Genomic DNA, 17,124 nt, shown 5'->3' with positions numbered 1-17,124 from the left:
GAAAAATCCGAGCTTTTTAAGTAAGTTACCCAAGTGCCTTATTACGCCATAGCGTCGTTGGCTACAGGGTATTTAGGGTCTTCAACAATGTTAACCTCAACTAAATCACCTGCTTTTTGTAATAACTGGGCAGACTCAGGGCTTAAGTGGCGTAAATACAACGTTTTACCTAATGCTTTATAACGTACGCTTAAACCATGTATAGCTTCAATACCTGATTGGTCGCACACTCTGGCATTGGCAAAATCTATACACACTTTTTGTGGGTCGTTATGTGGGTTAAACCCTTCTTTAAACGAGGTTATTGAGCCAAAAAATAGATTACCCGTTACTTGATAGGTTTTTTCGCTTTGCGATTCATCGCTGCATTTAATACGGATTTCTTTTGCAGAATTCCACGCATAAACTAAGGCTGAAATAACAATACCTATGCCTACTGCAACGGCTAAATCAAGCAATACGGTAACGGTTGATACCACAATAATGATAAATATTTCAGACTTTGGAACGCGGCCAAATAAGCGTAAAGATGACCATTCAAAGGTTGCAATAACCACCATAAACATAACGCCAATTAATGATGCAACAGGGATCATTTCAATTAAGCTTGGAAAAAACAAAATAAATACCAGCATAAATAAAGCGGTAGCAATACCTGCTGCACGGCCTCGGCCACCTGAATTTAAACACACCATACTTTGGCCAATCATGGCGCAGCCGCACATGCCACCAAATAAACCGCTTAAAATATTGCCCGAGCCTTGTGCCACAGACTCACGATTACCTTGCCCGCGGGTTTGTGTTATTTCATCAATAAGCGAAAGGGTCATAAGCGTTTCAATTAAACCAACCGATGACAAAATAAGCGCAAGCATTAACACGGTAATTAGCGCATCGAGCGAGTCGCTATTGGTTAAATCCCAGCTAATTTGTGGAAAGTGAAAACTTGGTAATGCACCTTTTAAGCTACCATCAAGTGGATCGGCAGTCTCTTTTAATCCTTCGGCTACTTTTTGCGCTTCGTTAGCTTGCCATTTAGCCATAATTTGCGCATCAGTTGGGCGCTCTAATGCTATATTTTGCGCAGCTTCACTATATTGCCCGTGAGGAATTTGATTTTTTACCGCATCAAAGTTTTCAGTAATGATTTCTTTTTCAATCATTGAAGTACGCTGCGTGTGCACAACTTCGCTAACAAGTTTTGACTCAAGCGGCGTAAATGTAACTAGGGCTGTACATACGGCAATAGCGGCAAGGGGCGCAGGAATTGCTTTGGTATAGCGTGGTAAAAAATACACAATGGCCATGGTTAACGCTATTAGCCCCATCATGGTGAGCATGGCTGGGCTGGTTAGCTGCATCCAATCGCCCGCGTAAGTAAACATATCGTGTTGCTCATCGTATACCACACGAACGTTTTCTTTAAATTGCCCAAATTGCGCCATACCAATTACTATGGCTAAGCCGTTTACAAAGCCAAGCATTACAGGGTGAGGTAATAGCCTTATAAACTTGCCCTTTTTAAGCGCGCCAAATATAACCTGTAACACACCGGTTAACACCACAGCAGCCAGTAAATACTCTAGCCCAAACATAATAATAAACGCGGTAGTTACTACGGCCATAGAGCCCGCCGCGCCAGAAATCATAGCAGGGCGGCCGCCAAAAACAGCGGTAATAAAACCAATAAAGAAAGAGCCATATAGTCCCATCATTGGGTCAATACCGGCTACAAAGGTAAACGCGACCGCTTCTGGGATGAGTGTTAGCACGGCGGTTAAGCCTGCTAAAACGTCATTTTTTAAATTAGCGCTGCGTTTGCTTATTAAATCAAACATAGAGTTCCTCGGGTGCATAAATAAACTACATGCCATGGCGTTTTAAGCGAATAGCAGTGTATTTTGGTGTTTTAAAATTTACGTGTATAGGGCGTGTTGATCTTTGCGGGTTGAGATTTGTTCAATCTAGGGGCGATCAAATCACGGCGCGAGGTTTGTAACCTAGTGGGCTAAGTAAAAACCGAGCAACAAAGAGTTTATCGCCCCTAGGCAGAACCCAAAGGGCAGCGTATGTTTGGCATTTATGCTACGTTATCGCCTATTTATGGGGAGTAACCACACTTCATAGGCTCTGCCTTGCCTAAAAACCAAACATACTGCTGCAAATTCAAACGCCAAAGGTCAACACGCCCTCATTATTAGAGCTAAGTGGAGGGCACTTAACTATTAAGCGGCTCAAAACCATTGCGGTGTGAGCTAATGCTAAGCAATAAAGCTATTACTCGTTAGCGGTGCTTTAAATTGAGGGCGCATAATACGCTGATAAACATAAAATAATTACATACAATTTATTTGAAACACTTTATAAAAACTATTAATAATGCAGGGCAATATGCAGGCAAATAAAAGCTCGGCGTATTAGGCCGAGCTTTTTTGGTTGGGAGAGAATTTTTAATTATTTGTAGGTGTTGGTTGAGCACTTACAGATTGCGATTTACCAAGTAGTTTACGTGTAAGGCGCTTAGCGTCTTCTAGTGCTACGTATTGGCAAGGTATAAGTATTAAGGTAATTACCGTGGCAAATAGCACACCAAAGGCCAGCGATACCGCCATTGGAATAACTATTTTAGCTTGTAAGCTGGTTTCCAAAATAATTGGCATTACCCCAATAAAGGTAGTGATTGAGGTAAGCAATATGGCTCTAAAGCGCTTAGCACCTGCTTGCATAACGGCCTGTTTTACAGCCATACCTTCTGCGCGTGCTTTATTTACAAAATCAACCATTACGAGTGAGTCGTTTACTACAATGCCCGCTACCGCAATAATGCCAAACATAGACAGCCCGCTCATGGTCATGCCTAATATTACGTGACCAAACATTGCACCTACTACACCAAATGGAATAACCGACATTATAATAAGCGGCTGCGAGTACGAGCGAAGCGGAATAGCTAATAACGCAAATATTATCATCAGCGATATAGCAAAGTCGCGTAACTGCTCATCGGCGCTGTCCATTTCTTCTTGTACGCGTCCTGCCACATTACTTTTAACGCCTGGGTAGCTTTTAAGCAGCGAAGGTAAATAGGTATCGCGAATCTCTTGTGCAATAGCAAACGGTTCAACTTGGTCAGTATTTACCGCTGCCCATACATTAACGGTACGGTTTGAGTTTTCACGGCGAATACGGTTTACACCATCTACTAGTCTAACTTCGGCTACTTCGCTTAACGGCACTTCTGCACCGGTTGGCGTAATAATACGCGCATTTTGAATATTACTAATTGAGTTGCGCTCGCTCTCTGGGTAGCGAATCATTACTTTAATTTCTTCGCCTTCGCGTAAAATACGCTGTGCTTCTAATCCGTAGTAACTAAAGCTTACTTGCGATGCAACATCGGCAAGGGTTAGCCCCATGCTGTAGGCCAGTGGTTTTAAATCAAGCTGTACTTCGTCGGTAGCACTTTGTAGTGAGTCGTTTACATCGCCAACACCTTCCATGCTTTGCAATTTAGCTTTTAGTTTACCGGCTACTTCTTTTAACTCATCGGCATTTTTGCCTTGCAGTCTAAAACTTACATCGCCGTCATCACGTCCGCCACTAAAAATATTATCTTGAATATTAAGCGTTTTAACACCCGGTAGCGGTGGCATTTGTTCACGCCATAGCGCGCTTAATTCAAAAGTGTCAATAGGGCGCAAGTGTGGCTCTACTAAAATAGCCATAATGTTTGCTTGAGTACGCCCACGTAAGCTTACCGATAAATCGCGTATCATGCTTTGGCCGTATTGCTCTTCAAGTTCTTTATCTACTTTAAGTAAAACGTCTTCTATTTTACGGGCGGTTTCAAGCGTTGCTTGCTCTGAAGAGGCAAGGTTCATTTCAAGTGTAATACGCGGAAAGTCATGCGGTATTTTAGGGTTAGGCACAAACTTAACTAAGCCGCCTGCAAACATACCTGCACTCACTATTAATATACATAAAAAACCTATAATTACGGTATAACGATAATGTATACAATGGCCTATAAAAGGCGTGTAGTAGTTTTGTACAAAGTGTTTTAAGCCACTATCAACCACATTACGCAGTTTATGTAATGGGTTTTTAGGGTTTGGTTTACGCGGGTTCATAGCAGCAATATGCGCCGGTAATATTAGCTTTGATTCGATTAACGAGAAAATCAAACACAAAATAATAACGACACCAATGGCCTTAGAAAACGCAGCACCAGGACCTGATGCCATAGCTTGCGGTAAAAACGCTGCAATAGTGGTTAATACCCCAAAGGTTGCAGGCATCGCTACGCGCTTAACACCACGAATAACGTTATCAAGGCTATGGCCATGTTTTTCAATTTCGGCACTGGCCGATTCACCCACAACGATGGCGTCGTCGACCACAATCCCGAGTACTATAATAAAGGCAAATAACGACACCATGTTTATGGTGATGTCTAAAAAGCCAATTGGCATAAACAAAAAGGCACCTAAAAAAGACACTGGTAAGCCCATCATTACCCAAAATGCTAAACGCAGCGGTAAAAACAGCGCCAGTATTATCATTACTAAAATACCGCCCCATACCATGTTGTCGATCATCATATCGAGTCGACCTTCAAGGTAGTAAGTTAAATCAACAATAGGTGAGAGCTTTACGCCTTGTGGAAGTTTTGACTGTTTTTCTGCCATATAGCCTTTAAGAATTTTAGCTACATCGGTTATGTCTTGATCTTTTGAGGCATCTACTTCAAACGAGAGTGAATTTTTACCATTATATTTAGAGTAAAGTAGGCCTTCTTCAAAGCCATCGTTAATCGTCGCTACATCGCCTAAATTAATTTGTGCGCCATCGGCAAGCGTTATAAGCGGAAGCTTTGCAAATTCGCCGCCACGGTAGGCCTGCTTTTCAACACGCATTGAAATATAGCCTGTGTCAGAGCGAATTTGCCCTGCCGACATATTGGTAGAAAAGTTTTGCACCGCACTTGATACATCTCTAAATGTAAGGCCGTATTCACGTAATTTATCGGGGCTTATTTCTATGCCTATTTCGTAATCTAGGCCACTGTAAAAATCGACTAAGTTAACGCCAGGTAAGGCGAGTAGTTCATCTTTTATGTCGTTACCTAGCTCTTTTAGCTGGTAGTAACTCATGTCGCCATAAAGCGCGAGGATCATTACCTCTTGCTGAAATTTTTCACGTTGAATAACGGGGCGTTCCATCCCAGCCGGAAAGGTATTAATAGAGTCTACTTGCGCTTTTATTTCGTCTAGGGCTTCTTGTAGGTCGTATTTTTCTTCTATTTCTACCCATGCTTGTGAATAACCTCGGTTAGAGTAGGTTATTAAACGCTTTATACCCTCGGTACCTTCAAGGTTTTCTTCTATTTTTATAGTTATGCCTTCTTCAACCTCTTGCGGGGCTGCGCCTGGGTATACCGCTTCAATACTCACCCAGTTACTTTCAAACTGCGGAAATGCCTGTTTACGAATTGTCAGCGCCGTTAAAAGCCCGCCAATAAGTATAAAAATCATAATTAGGTTTGCCGCAACAGGGTTACGTGCAAACCAAGCAATTAAGCCTTTTTCTGAGGTACTCATGGCGTATCCTCTTTAAGTGCTAATTGCGTTACATCGCTTTTAGGCTCAATGCCTTCTAGCTTAACCGCCATACCTTCTGTTGGGTATTCAAGGGCAGAGGTAATAAGTTGCTCGCCATTATTTAACCCTTGGTCGGCTATTACCATGCCATTTTGCTCACGTACAATATTAAGCGTTTTAAAGCTAAGGGTTTGATTATCATTTAAAATAGCAATTTTGTTATTTTTAACTAAATGGTGCGGAACAATAATCGCGTTATCGAGCGCTCGGCCTTCAATTGTGGCGTTAATGTACGAACCAAAACGAAGTGGCTTAGTGTTATCAGCATACGGGGTAGGTAACTGCGCAACTAAATAGCTCATACGGCTGGTTTGATCAACAACGCCTTCACTACGTACCACTTTGGCTTGCCACGTAGTTTGCTTGCCGGCAAATTCTGCGTTAAGCGTTACCAGTGCGCCAATACCGCCATTGCTTAAATACTGCAGCTCTTTATCTGCGACTGGTAAACGTACCTCTGCAACTGAGGTCGCGCTAAGCTCACCAAATTTACTGCCTGCACTTACTACCGAGCCTAAGCTAATAGTGCGCTCATTTATAATTGCATCATATGGGGCTTTTATATAAGTACGTTCTAAATTACGTTTAGTGCGTTTTACACGGGCTTGAGCAGATTTAAAGTTTGCCATTTTTTCAGCAAGTTGTGGTTTGCGTAAATAAAGCTCCGATGCGATAAAATCGCTTGAGTCTGATTTAATACGTTCCCATTCGGCTTTAGCAACGTGGGCTTGTGCGCGTTCTATTTCGAGCGCTGAACTTGCTTGTGCAAGGCCTGCTTGGGCCTCAATTAAATCGGCTTCGTAATCATTTGGATCAATTCGTGCTAAAATATCACCTTGCTTAACAAACGCGCCTTCTACAAATTGCCCGGCTACTGAAATAACTTGCCCGCTTACTTGAGCAACCAGCTCGGTACGGTCTTTAGGTTTTACAACGCCGTACGATTTTACATCAAGCGTTATAGCATCAATGTTTACACTTTTTGCCGCAACCAGCGGGCGAGTGTCTTGCTCTGGTTTTTCTTCTGGTGGCGTTTTCATTGCTGAAAGGCCAATTGTGAGTGCAATCCCGGCAGCTAAAACCGCGACTGGTAGTAAAATTTGTTTTTTAGTAGCCACAAGGCATTCCTTCATATATTTGGTGACAAGGCAATAATACGCAATAAAGTGTTTACAAGGCGTTTGAAGATGTAACAAAGCATTACATGTGTGTATTACAAATAAACAATTGACTATGCATAGGTGAAAATACACTGCAAATTGCATAGTTTTATTAACTGAGGTTATTATGAAAACAGAGCCTATGACGTGTCGTTTAGGCTGCGGTGCGTGTTGCATTGCACCGAGTATTAGCTCCCCAATCCCAGGGATGCCAAATGGCAAAAAAGCCGGAGAGCGTTGTATTCAGCTAGATGAGCGTAATTTATGTAAATTATTTGGCGATGAAAGTCGCCCAAAAGTATGTAGCGATTTTAGCGCCACATTTGATATATGTGGGTCAACTAATGCAGAGGCTTTAGCGCTTATAACCGAGCTTGAGCAATTAACTTAGCTTATGGGGTTAATACACATATATTTACATTTATCTATTACCTAGTGATTTTTTAATAATTAAAAGCTGCGCTTTTCACGCGAGCAAGCTCGGCGTCTACCGCAAATATGCAGATATACGGTTTTTGTAGACGTGAAGCTTGTTTACGTGACAGGCAAAGCCTGTAAAAGTGATTTATTCACAAAGAGGGGAAGAGGCGCTGTGCTTTTAGAGGAAGAGATTAACTTTAAGTAATAGTTGGCTTGTGTTTTCTCATTTACTCCTCATTCGCTTCTTTTTGTACAATATTTTTTGTCTAAAATAGCGCTTTTATAAAAAACACAGCGTTTACAAATCAAAGTATAAATTGAGTTTGTAAACGCCGCTTTAATTTTACCAGCTATACGTTGCGCTTAACGTATATTGCTCACCGCGTCCTGGTGTACCTGGTATTTCTTCAAACGACTCATCCCATAAGTTATCAGCCGCTAAAGTAATAAATAAATTGCTTAACTGAGGCGGGGTTATTTTAAGTGTTAGCTGGGTAAATAACGCATTGTCGTGGCCGTTTCTAAGCGCGTTTTTGTGTTGTGTACGCCATTCGTTATCAATTCTAAATTCTAAAATATCAGTTGGGTTGTACACAGCGCCAAGTGTTAAACGGTGATCAGGAAAGTTTAACGCGTAAAAACTGGCATCAATATCGGCTGCGCCGTAGTTTTCTGATTTATGCAAATAGGTGTAGCTAGCAATAAGTTTTGCTGTATCAAAGTGCTTAGTCGCTAAAAATTCAACCCCTGCAGTATCAATATCAACTGGGTTTGCAAAGCGCGCAGAGGTAGAGTCAAAATTAAAGGTCCAATCGGTTAAGTTAGTATCTTTTCGATAAAAAATAGCCGAGTTTAACTGCCAGCTTTGCTCTTCTAGTAATAAGCCTAGCTCTAAGTTTGAAGTAGTTTCGCGCTCAAGGTTGTAGTTACTTCTAAATAACCCGCCAGAATCGCTGCCGCCAATGGCTGTGTAGCCTGCAACTTGGCTTGCCTGCGCGTATGATAAATAAATACTTTGCGCTGTGCCGTCACTATTTTGGGTGTTTAAGGTTATATCACCAATAGCTGATACTTCAGCATCATCGCGATTTGTATCATCATAAGCAGCGCCTAAACGAAAGGTAAGCTGTTGATTTGCTTTTAATGCCATAGTGTATTGGGGCAATACGCTCAGCTTATAATATTTTCGTGAGGTAAAGTTGTTTTCAAGTGTTGTAGATTCAATCGAGTCATCAATAAATTGTGCTGAGTAATTTATTGCCAGTGCATTGCTTTGTGCATGGCGACCCGAAAGTCCAAGCGATTTAACCTCGCTTTTATGAAAAGCTTCAAATGCACTAGGGTTTTCGCGCGAGTATATATAGTGATCGTCATGGGTACGGTAATACGCCGATACTTCAAAGTGACTGTTTTCAGCGTAGTTTTGCTTGTGATTAAGCATCCAAAGGCGTGTTTCTAGATCTTCAGTTTCGTTAACGCCAAAAGGGGTATATAAGTTAGGCCAGCCAAAAAACTTATCTTGCGAGCCATAAAATAATTCGGTTTGGCTATGCTCGCTTGCTAATTGCACGCGTGCTGAGGCGCGCGAAAAGTCATGATCGCCATTATCAATAGTGCCATCACTTTGCGAGTGAGAATACTCACCTTCAAAGCCCAGGGTATAGTTAGCTAAGCTATCAAGTTGTGTGTTTTTAGCAGCGTGAATACTTTGCAGGTTAAAGTCGTTTGTGCCAGTACCAAGCGATACACTACCGCCAGTAATAATTGGTTTCCAACCAAACGAAACCGTACCTACAGAGCTGTTCATACCGTACAGTGCGTTATCAGCACCGGTTAAAATATCTGGGCCACTTAGCATTTGTGGTGCAATAGGTATTTCAGCAAAATAATGGCCAGATTGCGGGTCAAGCAGGGTAGCGCTTCCTACTCTAAAACCGGTGTTTTCAAAAATCCCACCACGAATAGTTACATCGGCTTGCGCCTCAGCCATATTACGCGATTGAAGATCAACACGTGGGTCGTACTCTAAATTAGAAATAGGCGAGTCAAATGTACCCACAGGCAGTTTATTCGCAGTAGGTGAGGCTTCAACCGTTATTTGCTCTATTGATGACTCATCAGGTAGCGTATTAGCATAAGTTAATGGGGTAACACTACATAAAAGGGCAGGTAATATAATGTGTGGTGTGCGATTCATGTGTTTCTCGTCGTTTTTTATTTGTAGCTGCGGTTACAATTAATTTTAAAGCCCACATTTGAGCATGATAAAATAGCTAAATATAACAGCAGTCATTTTGTGCGCGATTGTACATTAATTTGTTAATAACTGCATTTGATAACCATTTACACTTCACTTATTAGGTAACATTTATAATGGATACTAAAGAACATCATACTATTTACTTTGCTGGTGGCTGCCTGTGGGGCGTACAAGAGTTTATGAAACACTTACCAGGCGTTGTTAGTACACAGGCAGGGCGCGCTAATGGGTCAAGTAAAACGACAGACGGCGACTATGATGGTTATGCCGAATGCGTAAAGGTAATTTTTGACCTAAACGCCGTTAGCCTAAATAAGCTGTTTGACTACTTTTTTGAAATTATTGACCCATACAGTATTAATAAACAAGGGGATGACGTAGGCCCTAAATACCGCACTGCTATTTACAGTAAACATCAAAGCCATTTAGACGCAGCAAGCAATTATATAAATAAGCGCAGTGATGCAGAAAAAATTGTTGTACAGGTAGAGCTGCTTACTAATTACGTACCAAGCGATGCAGAGCACCAAGACCGGTTAACTAACCACCCAGATGACTATTGCCATATACCTTTTGAGTTATTGTATAAGTATAAATCGTAAGTTTAACGCGGTGTTTTTGTAGACGTACAGCTGCTGACGAGACGAGCGAAGCTCGTAATTTAAAGTGAAAATAAGTACATAGAGATAAGTAATTAGAAGCTGCGCTTCTCGCGCAAGCAAGCTTAGCGCCTTGTATCTCTCATTGATAAGTGGTTAGCTATCATTTATCACATCGAAGTCAGTGAGCTTGCCTCAGCGCCTAGTATTTTATACTGCTCGGTAGATAAAGCCCTGACTTTCTATTCTCACAAACTGAATGGTATCCAAGCACACTTTTATATAAGTAGATGCTGTATGTACAAGAGGAGTAAGTAGAGATGATGTTTATCGGCATTGATATTAGTAAAGAGAAGATTGATTTATCGTGGTTGAGAGACCAACTTACAAACAAAATTAAAACAAAAGTATTTAAAAACAAGCGCCAAGACTTTTTAGCAATAGAAAAGTGGCTTTTAAATACAACTAAAAGAGCTGCTAGTGAGCTCGTTATCACCCTCGAACCAACGGGTGTTTATCATGAAGCACTGATGTATTTTTTACACGAGCAAGGCTTTAATATTATTTTAGCGAATACAGGCAAAGCTAAAAAGTATGCAGACGCGTTAAACATAATTCATAAAACAGACAAATCTGATGCAACGATGCTTGCCCACTACGGCAGTGCAAAGCACGCAGTCGTTGATTATTGGCAACCTGAAGCGTTAGAAGTTAGAGAGCTTAAAGCCCTTGTCCGTCGTTTAGATGCGCTTGAGAGTAACCGACAACGAGAAGCTAACCGATTAGAAGCAAGTGAATTCAGCAACGTTTCAGCACGTGTTCGCCAATCGATAAAAGTGACTATCGCGTTTTTAGATGACGAAATTAAACAGCTTAAATCTGACATTGATGATCACATAGATAATGAGCCTGGTTTGAAAAGAAACAGGAAACTACTTGAGTCTATCCCTGGCATTGGGCCTGTATTATCGAGAGAGTTGACATATTTGTTTGCGGCTAAAAAATTTAATAAAGCCAAAGAAGCAGCAGCTTATTGTGGATTAATCCCACGTCACAATGAATCGGGTAAATTAAAAGGGCGAACATCAATCAGTAAACTTGGGCCAGCCAGAATTCGCTGTAAACTCTACATGGCAGCCATTGTCGCTGGGCAATGGAATAAAAGAATAAAACGACACAAGTTAACATTAATAAATAACGGTAAAACACCGATGCAAGCTGTGTGTGCAAATATGCGAAAGCTTATTCATATATGTTTTGGTGTAATAAAAAACCAAGAAGCGTTTAAGCTCCAAGAAAGTTAAATACGACCTTGAAGCTTAAAATGAGAGATGGTATCTACCGATAACGTTTAACACGGTGTTTTTCGTAGACGTGTAGCTTGCTGGCGTGACGAGCGTAGCTCGTAATTTAAAGTGAAGGTAAGTACATAAAGATAAGTAGTTAGAAGCTACGCTTCTCGCACAAGCAAGCTTAGCGACTACCGATAACGTTTAACACGGTGTTTTTGTAGACGTGCAGCTTGCTGACGTGACGAGCGTAGCTCGTATTTACTTAAGCTTGAAATCTCTAAAAATATACACGCATTAAAAAAGCTCACGTAATGTGAGCTTTTTTAAAACTTATTTAAAGCTAGTTTTAATTTACAGCTGCTTGTGCGGCGGAAAGTTGCTTAAAATATTAGCGACGGTTTCTTTAATTGACGCTTCGCGTTGATCTGGCGATTGTTTTTTCTTTAAACGGCCTTCTTTAGCACCGCGCCAAACTAGTTGATTTGATTCACGGTCAATAATATCAATCACTAAAGTGCCCACTTCGTATTCACGGGCGCTAATGTCACGTTGAAAACCGCTACCCCAGTATCCCCAACGAGCGCCGTAACCTACGTTAAAGGTATCAACTTCAAGCTCTTTATCTACCGATGCATGGTAGTTAACCAGTACATCCGCTTGTGCTGCGTCTACTAAGCTCATTCCCAACGTTTGGCTAAGCTCTTTATTAACAGCGGTACGAACGCGTTTTTCCATTAAGCCATTAATTTGATAATTTGTGGTGTCTTTAGTTAAGCTCGCGTTTTCTACCCAAGCAAATGTTTTAAAATTACTAAAGTTGGCTGATTTGTCGTAATCCCAATCAGGGGTCTGTGTACAGGCTGTAAGTAGTGCTATCGCTGCAACAATAAGTATATTTTTCATTACGTTTGCTCCAATAAAATGCGTTACGTTAAAATAACACACATCATTTAAATGTGTATTATTTTAACGCTCTATATTTTAGTTTAATAGCTGAGCCTTAATGGCCAATTAACTGTGTTCAACTTCTATCCAATCTTTTTCATCTACCCAGTTTTGTGCGCCATCTTTTACTGAACGAATAGGCACAATGTAGTCACAACTTATTTGTGGTTTAACCGAAGCAAATATAGGCACAAAGCCAAAGCTCAGTGCAGTTTCTATAATTGCTTTTTGGTTTTGCGGGTCGATATCGGCGGCTTCATCTATATAAATAGGTATACGGTAAAGGTTCTGTTCTTGATCGCTTAATAAGTAACGAATAAACAACATGCCACATAATAACTTAATAGTAATACGTGTTCCGTTTGAGCCGGCTGAGTCTATTTTTTCAAAGTGTTCGGTTTCACCTGCGCGGTTTACCACTTCAAAACGAATATCAAATAAATCAGTTAAGGTAAGGCCTGCTTTATCCGAGGCAAGTTTTATTAAGTGATCTTTTGCTTCGTTTACTGCGCTTTCGCTGTAGGGTTCTTGGCTTAATAAATCAAGGGTGTCGCCTTGCTCAAACTGATGCGACGTGCTGATAATAGTATCAATACTATCAACCAGCATTTTGCGCGGTATTACGTTAATTTTAAACGCTTGAAGGTTAGAAATACGGTGCTGGCTTATGCCTTTATTAAAGCTATTCATCTCGCGGCGAAGGCGGTCTAAATCTTCTCGCAAGCCTTTAATAGTGGCGGCCACCTCGGTCAGTGCTACGCGTCCTTGGCGCTCAACGGCATCGCGTTCGTTATCAAGGTTGTGAAATGCACTAATTAGTTTTTGGTATTTAGTAAATTCGTCATTTTCGTTATCGAACTTAGTAATGCCTGCGTTATATACATGCAAATAGGTATTACGCACGTTTATGTCAAAATTGCGCAGCTCTTGGCAGTCTTTATTAAAGTGATGTACTAAATCGCTTAAGTTATCAAAGTCGACTGTTATATCAATCATGTACGGGGTTACTTTACCGCTGTATAAATCGAGAGTATGGTCAATTCGCTCGCTTTTAACTTGGCGTAGGCGCTCGGTTTGGCGATTAATTTGCTCTTGCTTTGATTTAATTAACGAGCGTCTGTCTGCAATTGAGCCGCTATTTTTTTGAATGTCTTGCAGGTAATCGTCAACTTGTTCGCGCTCTGCTAACAATTGCTCTTTTAGCATGGCTTGCGCTTCTACTGATTGCTGCATTACTTCAAATTGCTCTAAACGTTTTAGGGCGCTCTCTGCGCTCATTAGCTCATCGTAGAGTGCGTCTTTTTCTTTTTGTTTGTCGGCTACATTAGCAGCCACTTCGCGCTGCTGTTTAAACTCTTTTAACGAGTGCTCAAGTGCACTTAACTGCGCCGTTAATTGCTCTTTGTTTTCGCCGCTTTGCATGTGTACTGGCGAGAGCTTTTTAAGTTTAATACTTGCGCCCGGAAGCGTTAGCACGCCGCCTTTAACGTTTTCACTTAATAGCGATAAAAAGTCCCCAAAGGCGTCTTCATCATCAATGGTTATATCGCCATTAGTGGTGGTTGCAAACGAGAGTAGGTCGGGGTTTAAAAGTCGCGATATTTCTTCAACTTCTTTAAGCGATAGGTCTTCGCGCATACGAGTAAACAAATTAAACTCAAGGTTTTTAAGCTGCAGTTTTAAGCTTTTTATTTGTTTTTGAGTTTCGCTAATGCGGTAATCAAGCGTGTGTAGGCTTTGACCTTGTGCACTGGTTATAGAGTGCGAAAGCGACTCGTAATCATGCTTGAGCTGGCTAAGGCTGGTTTTAAGCGTGGCCTTATTTACCAGTTCAAACTCGCTTTTTAGAGCGCTGTAATCTAAAAACCATTGCTCAATTTGGGTTTGTCTGCGCTCTATATCGCGCGATTGCTGCACGTATAGGCTTTGTTTTTGTTCAAACTCATGTTTTTCGTGTTCTATGTCTTCAAGTGCAACACCTAGCTCATTTAGCTGCTCTTCTTGATAGGTATCAAAGTCTATTAATGCTTGGTCAATTTTAGGTGCGTAGGCTGCTAATTTACCTTTAAGCACTGTTTGATTTTCAAGCATTGATTCAAGCGCACTTATTGGCTCTTGCATTGATTCAAGCGCTTTTAATTCACGTTTAGCCCGGTTTACTTTATCAAACGAGCGACGCCATACTTCGTAAAAGTCGACCTTTGAGTTTGACATATGGCGCTCAAATACACGCAGCATAAAGCGTTTAACATCGCTTGCGCCTAATTTGTGTAAGTTAAGAATACGCCTAAAAATTTCTTTATAAATGGCAGAGTCTTGCACATTATTAAGCGGGATCATTTTTAAGTTAATGTCGCCGTCAAACGGGGTTGCGCCGCCGGTAAGTAGGGCGTTTAGCTCTTGTGCTTTTAGCTCTATAGGGTTGTAATTAAGCGACTTCAAATGATTAAACAGCTTGGTAAACTTAATTATGGTATTACCTTGTGTGTACTGCGCTAAATCAAGTTTGCCCTGATAACAAAAATACTGATGCGCGTAACCGGCTATTTTACCAAGGCCCGCTACACCAATAACGACCGAGCCATGAGGCAAGTTTGCTTCTAGTAAAATGTACGACTGATCCGATGAAAAATAAAACTTACGGGTTTCATCTAAATCGTGCCCATCCCATTCGGTTAGGCGTAAATCGTTTATAAGCGGAAATTGCAGGGCGTTAATAACCGAGCTTTTACCGGTATTGTTAGGCGCACAAATAGAGCTACTTTTATCAAGCGGGATCACACACTTTGCATAGCCTGCGGTATTAAGTAGGGCGAGTTTGCTCAGTCCGTATAGGTTTTTCATTCCTCGTCCTCCGTAATGTAGGTTTCTTCGTTTACTTCAATTAGCGCATCAATGTAGCGGTGAATAGGAGCTTGTAGCAGGAACCCGCCTTCTACTTCGCGGGCTAAACCTAAACGTACCATGCGCAGGTATACGTCTTTTCGTAAATCTGAGCCCGAAAATATCTCAAGCTGATCAAACAAGTGTTTGTTAATTTGCACTAAGGTTTGCATTAGTTCTAAATCGTTTACTTCATCAAACAAGGCGCGCATTGGGTCTTTACCGGTATTGGCAAAATGCTCAATTAAAATGTAAATAGTAAGTGCGATAGCACGGGATATTTTACCCATATTTGGCGTGCTTTCGTCGCTGGCAAAGTAGTAAAAGCCGCGGCTGTCGTGTTTTAAATCGTGGCCAAGGGCGTTAAATAAAGCACTGTAGGCGTCTATGTGTTGGTCAAGCTCTTGCCACATTACGTTGTCTTGTTCGCAAATATGGTAACCTGCGCCTAATTTTTTATTAATGGCTTGCAGATGTGTTAGCTCGTCTAGGTTTATATGTGTCATGTGTTACTCGTCTGCCTTTGTATCTGGCTGAGGCGCTGAATTAAATGGGTATAACGAAAAATGTTGGCCGGCTATTTTTACGCGCGCTTTTTCATCGCTTTGGCTAATGTGTACGTCGCTGTCGCTGACTAATTTTTGATATAAAAATAGCATTTCGTCGGCGTCTAGCTCAGGGTAGCTTTCATCTAAAAATTGCAGCAATGGTTGAGGCTTTTTGCGTTTTTTATTAAAGCGTTTTGCAAAGGTTTTTTTAACATCGTGGTAATCAGGAATGTTAGGCGTTACAAACGCCGGTACGTCTTGTTGCTCTGGGAGTTGGTATTCTTCGTGTTCAAATTCAACCAAGCTTGCCATGTAAGCCACTATATGGCGCTGCTGCCCAAGCGAATAGCGCTGCGCATCGCTTACAAAGTTTGGCTGTACCGCACTTAGCATGTTGTCTACGCCATTTTTACGCACCAGGCCGAGCACTTTTGCCGCTTGGCGGGTAATTAAGTTATTACGGCGCAGCTCTTCGCGCAGTGGCATCAGCATATCGGCACTTTTACGTAAGCTTTCTCTGCCAACTAAGTGCATTTCGAGTATGCGGGTACGTAATTGCTCAAGCATGCGTTTGTCGTTGTAGGCTTTACCTGAGCGCTCAATGTGCTCTATTTGCTTACTTATTTGTTGTTCAATCAGTGTAAAGCAGGCATGAAAGTCGCCCCTAATATCGACCATTTCAAGCATGGGCTCTATGTATTCGTCAAAGGCTTCTATTACGGCTTTATAGCGCTTTTGCAAAGATTGCACAGCGTGATCAGACTTAGCTTGCTCAACAATATTTAATATGGCGTTTTCGTTATGCGCGTAGAGCTTCATTATTTTACGCACCCGATCATCCATAATGCGGCTAAAGCGGCGTAAATCGTCAAAGTCTTCCATTTCGCCCGCGTTATCTAGTCGGTTTCCTAGGCGGGCTAAGTCATCAACCAAAACGCTAATTTCTTGTGCTAAACCTAGGTGTTCTTCTTGTAATAAAAAGGTCGCAAAATCTGCAATGGCACGGTTAATTTCAAGCTGAGAAGATTTAGCCAATGGAATGAGTATATCTTGATTGAGCAAACGATTTGTTTCTTTGTATATGCGCTCGTTTGTCCATGTGGGCTGCTTTTGCTTAATGGCGTTTTGTACGTCTTTTAGACTAAAGTCGGCCATTTTAAAACGTTTAAATAATAGCTCTAAAACACCCCAATGTTCGCTAAGGGTATTAAGCAGCTTTTTAGCTGGGATCATAAGAGGTTACAACATCCTAGTATTTTATTATTGAGTTCTTACAAAGGACTCATTATTACGTATTTTACCTGCATATAGTATTCGTTTTTAAGACCATTTAATAATAGTTTTTGCACATCTGCGG

General features: G+C 41.3%; 11 protein-coding genes. 3 read left to right on the top strand and 8 right to left on the bottom strand.

From position 1 onward, the window contains the following. Positions 1 to 41 precede the first annotated feature (41 nt). The 3 genes from PESP_RS10295 to PESP_RS10285 form a co-directional block, all read right to left on the bottom strand. Positions 42 to 1,838 (bottom strand): SulP family inorganic anion transporter, encoded by a 1,797-nt coding sequence (locus PESP_RS10295; protein ID WP_089347954.1) that lies wholly within the window; start codon positions 1,836 to 1,838, stop codon positions 42 to 44. Between the two features lie 612 nt (positions 1,839 to 2,450). Further along, on the bottom strand, positions 2,451 to 5,600 hold the full coding sequence (locus tag PESP_RS10290; protein ID WP_089347953.1) for an efflux RND transporter permease subunit: 3,150 nt from the start codon (positions 5,598 to 5,600) through the stop codon (positions 2,451 to 2,453). Further along, complete coding sequence (locus tag PESP_RS10285; RefSeq protein WP_089347952.1) at positions 5,597 to 6,778, bottom strand: efflux RND transporter periplasmic adaptor subunit; 1,182 nt, start codon at positions 6,776 to 6,778, stop codon at positions 5,597 to 5,599. The genes PESP_RS10290 and PESP_RS10285 overlap by 4 nt, the downstream gene beginning before the upstream one ends. A 169-nt stretch (positions 6,779 to 6,947) precedes the next feature. Here PESP_RS10285 and PESP_RS10280 point away from each other — a divergent pair, with 169 nt between their 5' ends. Continuing rightward, positions 6,948 to 7,211 carry a YkgJ family cysteine cluster protein gene (locus PESP_RS10280; RefSeq protein WP_089347951.1) on the top strand — a complete coding sequence of 88 codons (264 nt, stop codon included), beginning with the start codon at positions 6,948 to 6,950 and terminating at the stop codon, positions 7,209 to 7,211. A gap of 372 nt (positions 7,212 to 7,583) precedes the next feature. On the opposite strand, the gene PESP_RS10275 is transcribed toward PESP_RS10280, so the two are convergent. Beyond that, complete coding sequence (locus tag PESP_RS10275; protein WP_089347950.1) at positions 7,584 to 9,437, bottom strand: TonB-dependent receptor plug domain-containing protein; 1,854 nt, start codon at positions 9,435 to 9,437, stop codon at positions 7,584 to 7,586. Positions 9,438 to 9,613: 176 nt separating this feature from the next. On the opposite strand from PESP_RS10275, the gene PESP_RS10270 reads away from it, so the two are divergent. Beyond that, entirely contained in the window at positions 9,614 to 10,102 is a 489-nt protein-coding gene (locus PESP_RS10270; protein WP_089347949.1) for a peptide-methionine (S)-S-oxide reductase, read from the top strand. Positions 10,103 to 10,419: 317 nt separating this feature from the next. Then, a complete protein-coding gene (locus PESP_RS10265) occupies positions 10,420 to 11,403 on the top strand; it encodes an IS110 family RNA-guided transposase (RefSeq protein WP_089347948.1) in 984 nt (327 codons plus the stop codon). A gap of 339 nt (positions 11,404 to 11,742) precedes the next feature. On the opposite strand, the gene PESP_RS10260 is transcribed toward PESP_RS10265, so the two are convergent. The 4 genes from PESP_RS10260 to PESP_RS10245 all read right to left on the bottom strand — a co-directional run bounded on the left by PESP_RS10260 (position 11,743) and on the right by PESP_RS10245 (position 17,000). After that, positions 11,743 to 12,294 carry a DUF4136 domain-containing protein gene (locus PESP_RS10260; protein WP_089347947.1) on the bottom strand — a complete coding sequence of 184 codons (552 nt, stop codon included), beginning with the start codon at positions 12,292 to 12,294 and terminating at the stop codon, positions 11,743 to 11,745. Positions 12,295 to 12,402: 108 nt separating this feature from the next. Then, positions 12,403 to 15,180, bottom strand: coding sequence for an AAA family ATPase (locus PESP_RS10255; RefSeq protein ID WP_089347946.1), 2,778 nt, complete (start codon positions 15,178 to 15,180; stop codon positions 12,403 to 12,405). After that, positions 15,177 to 15,725 (bottom strand): condensin complex protein MksE, encoded by a 549-nt coding sequence (locus tag PESP_RS10250; protein WP_089347945.1) that lies wholly within the window; start codon positions 15,723 to 15,725, stop codon positions 15,177 to 15,179. The genes PESP_RS10255 and PESP_RS10250 overlap by 4 nt, the downstream gene beginning before the upstream one ends. Positions 15,726 to 15,728: 3 nt before the next feature. Continuing rightward, on the bottom strand, positions 15,729 to 17,000 hold the full coding sequence (locus PESP_RS10245; RefSeq protein ID WP_089347944.1) for a hypothetical protein: 1,272 nt from the start codon (positions 16,998 to 17,000) through the stop codon (positions 15,729 to 15,731). Positions 17,001 to 17,124 lie beyond the last annotated feature (124 nt).

The sequence above is a fragment of the Pseudoalteromonas espejiana DSM 9414 genome (assembly GCF_002221525.1).
GTDB classification, from domain to species: domain Bacteria; phylum Pseudomonadota; class Gammaproteobacteria; order Enterobacterales; family Alteromonadaceae; genus Pseudoalteromonas; species Pseudoalteromonas espejiana.
This window is presented reverse-complemented; position numbering and strand designations above follow the sequence as displayed.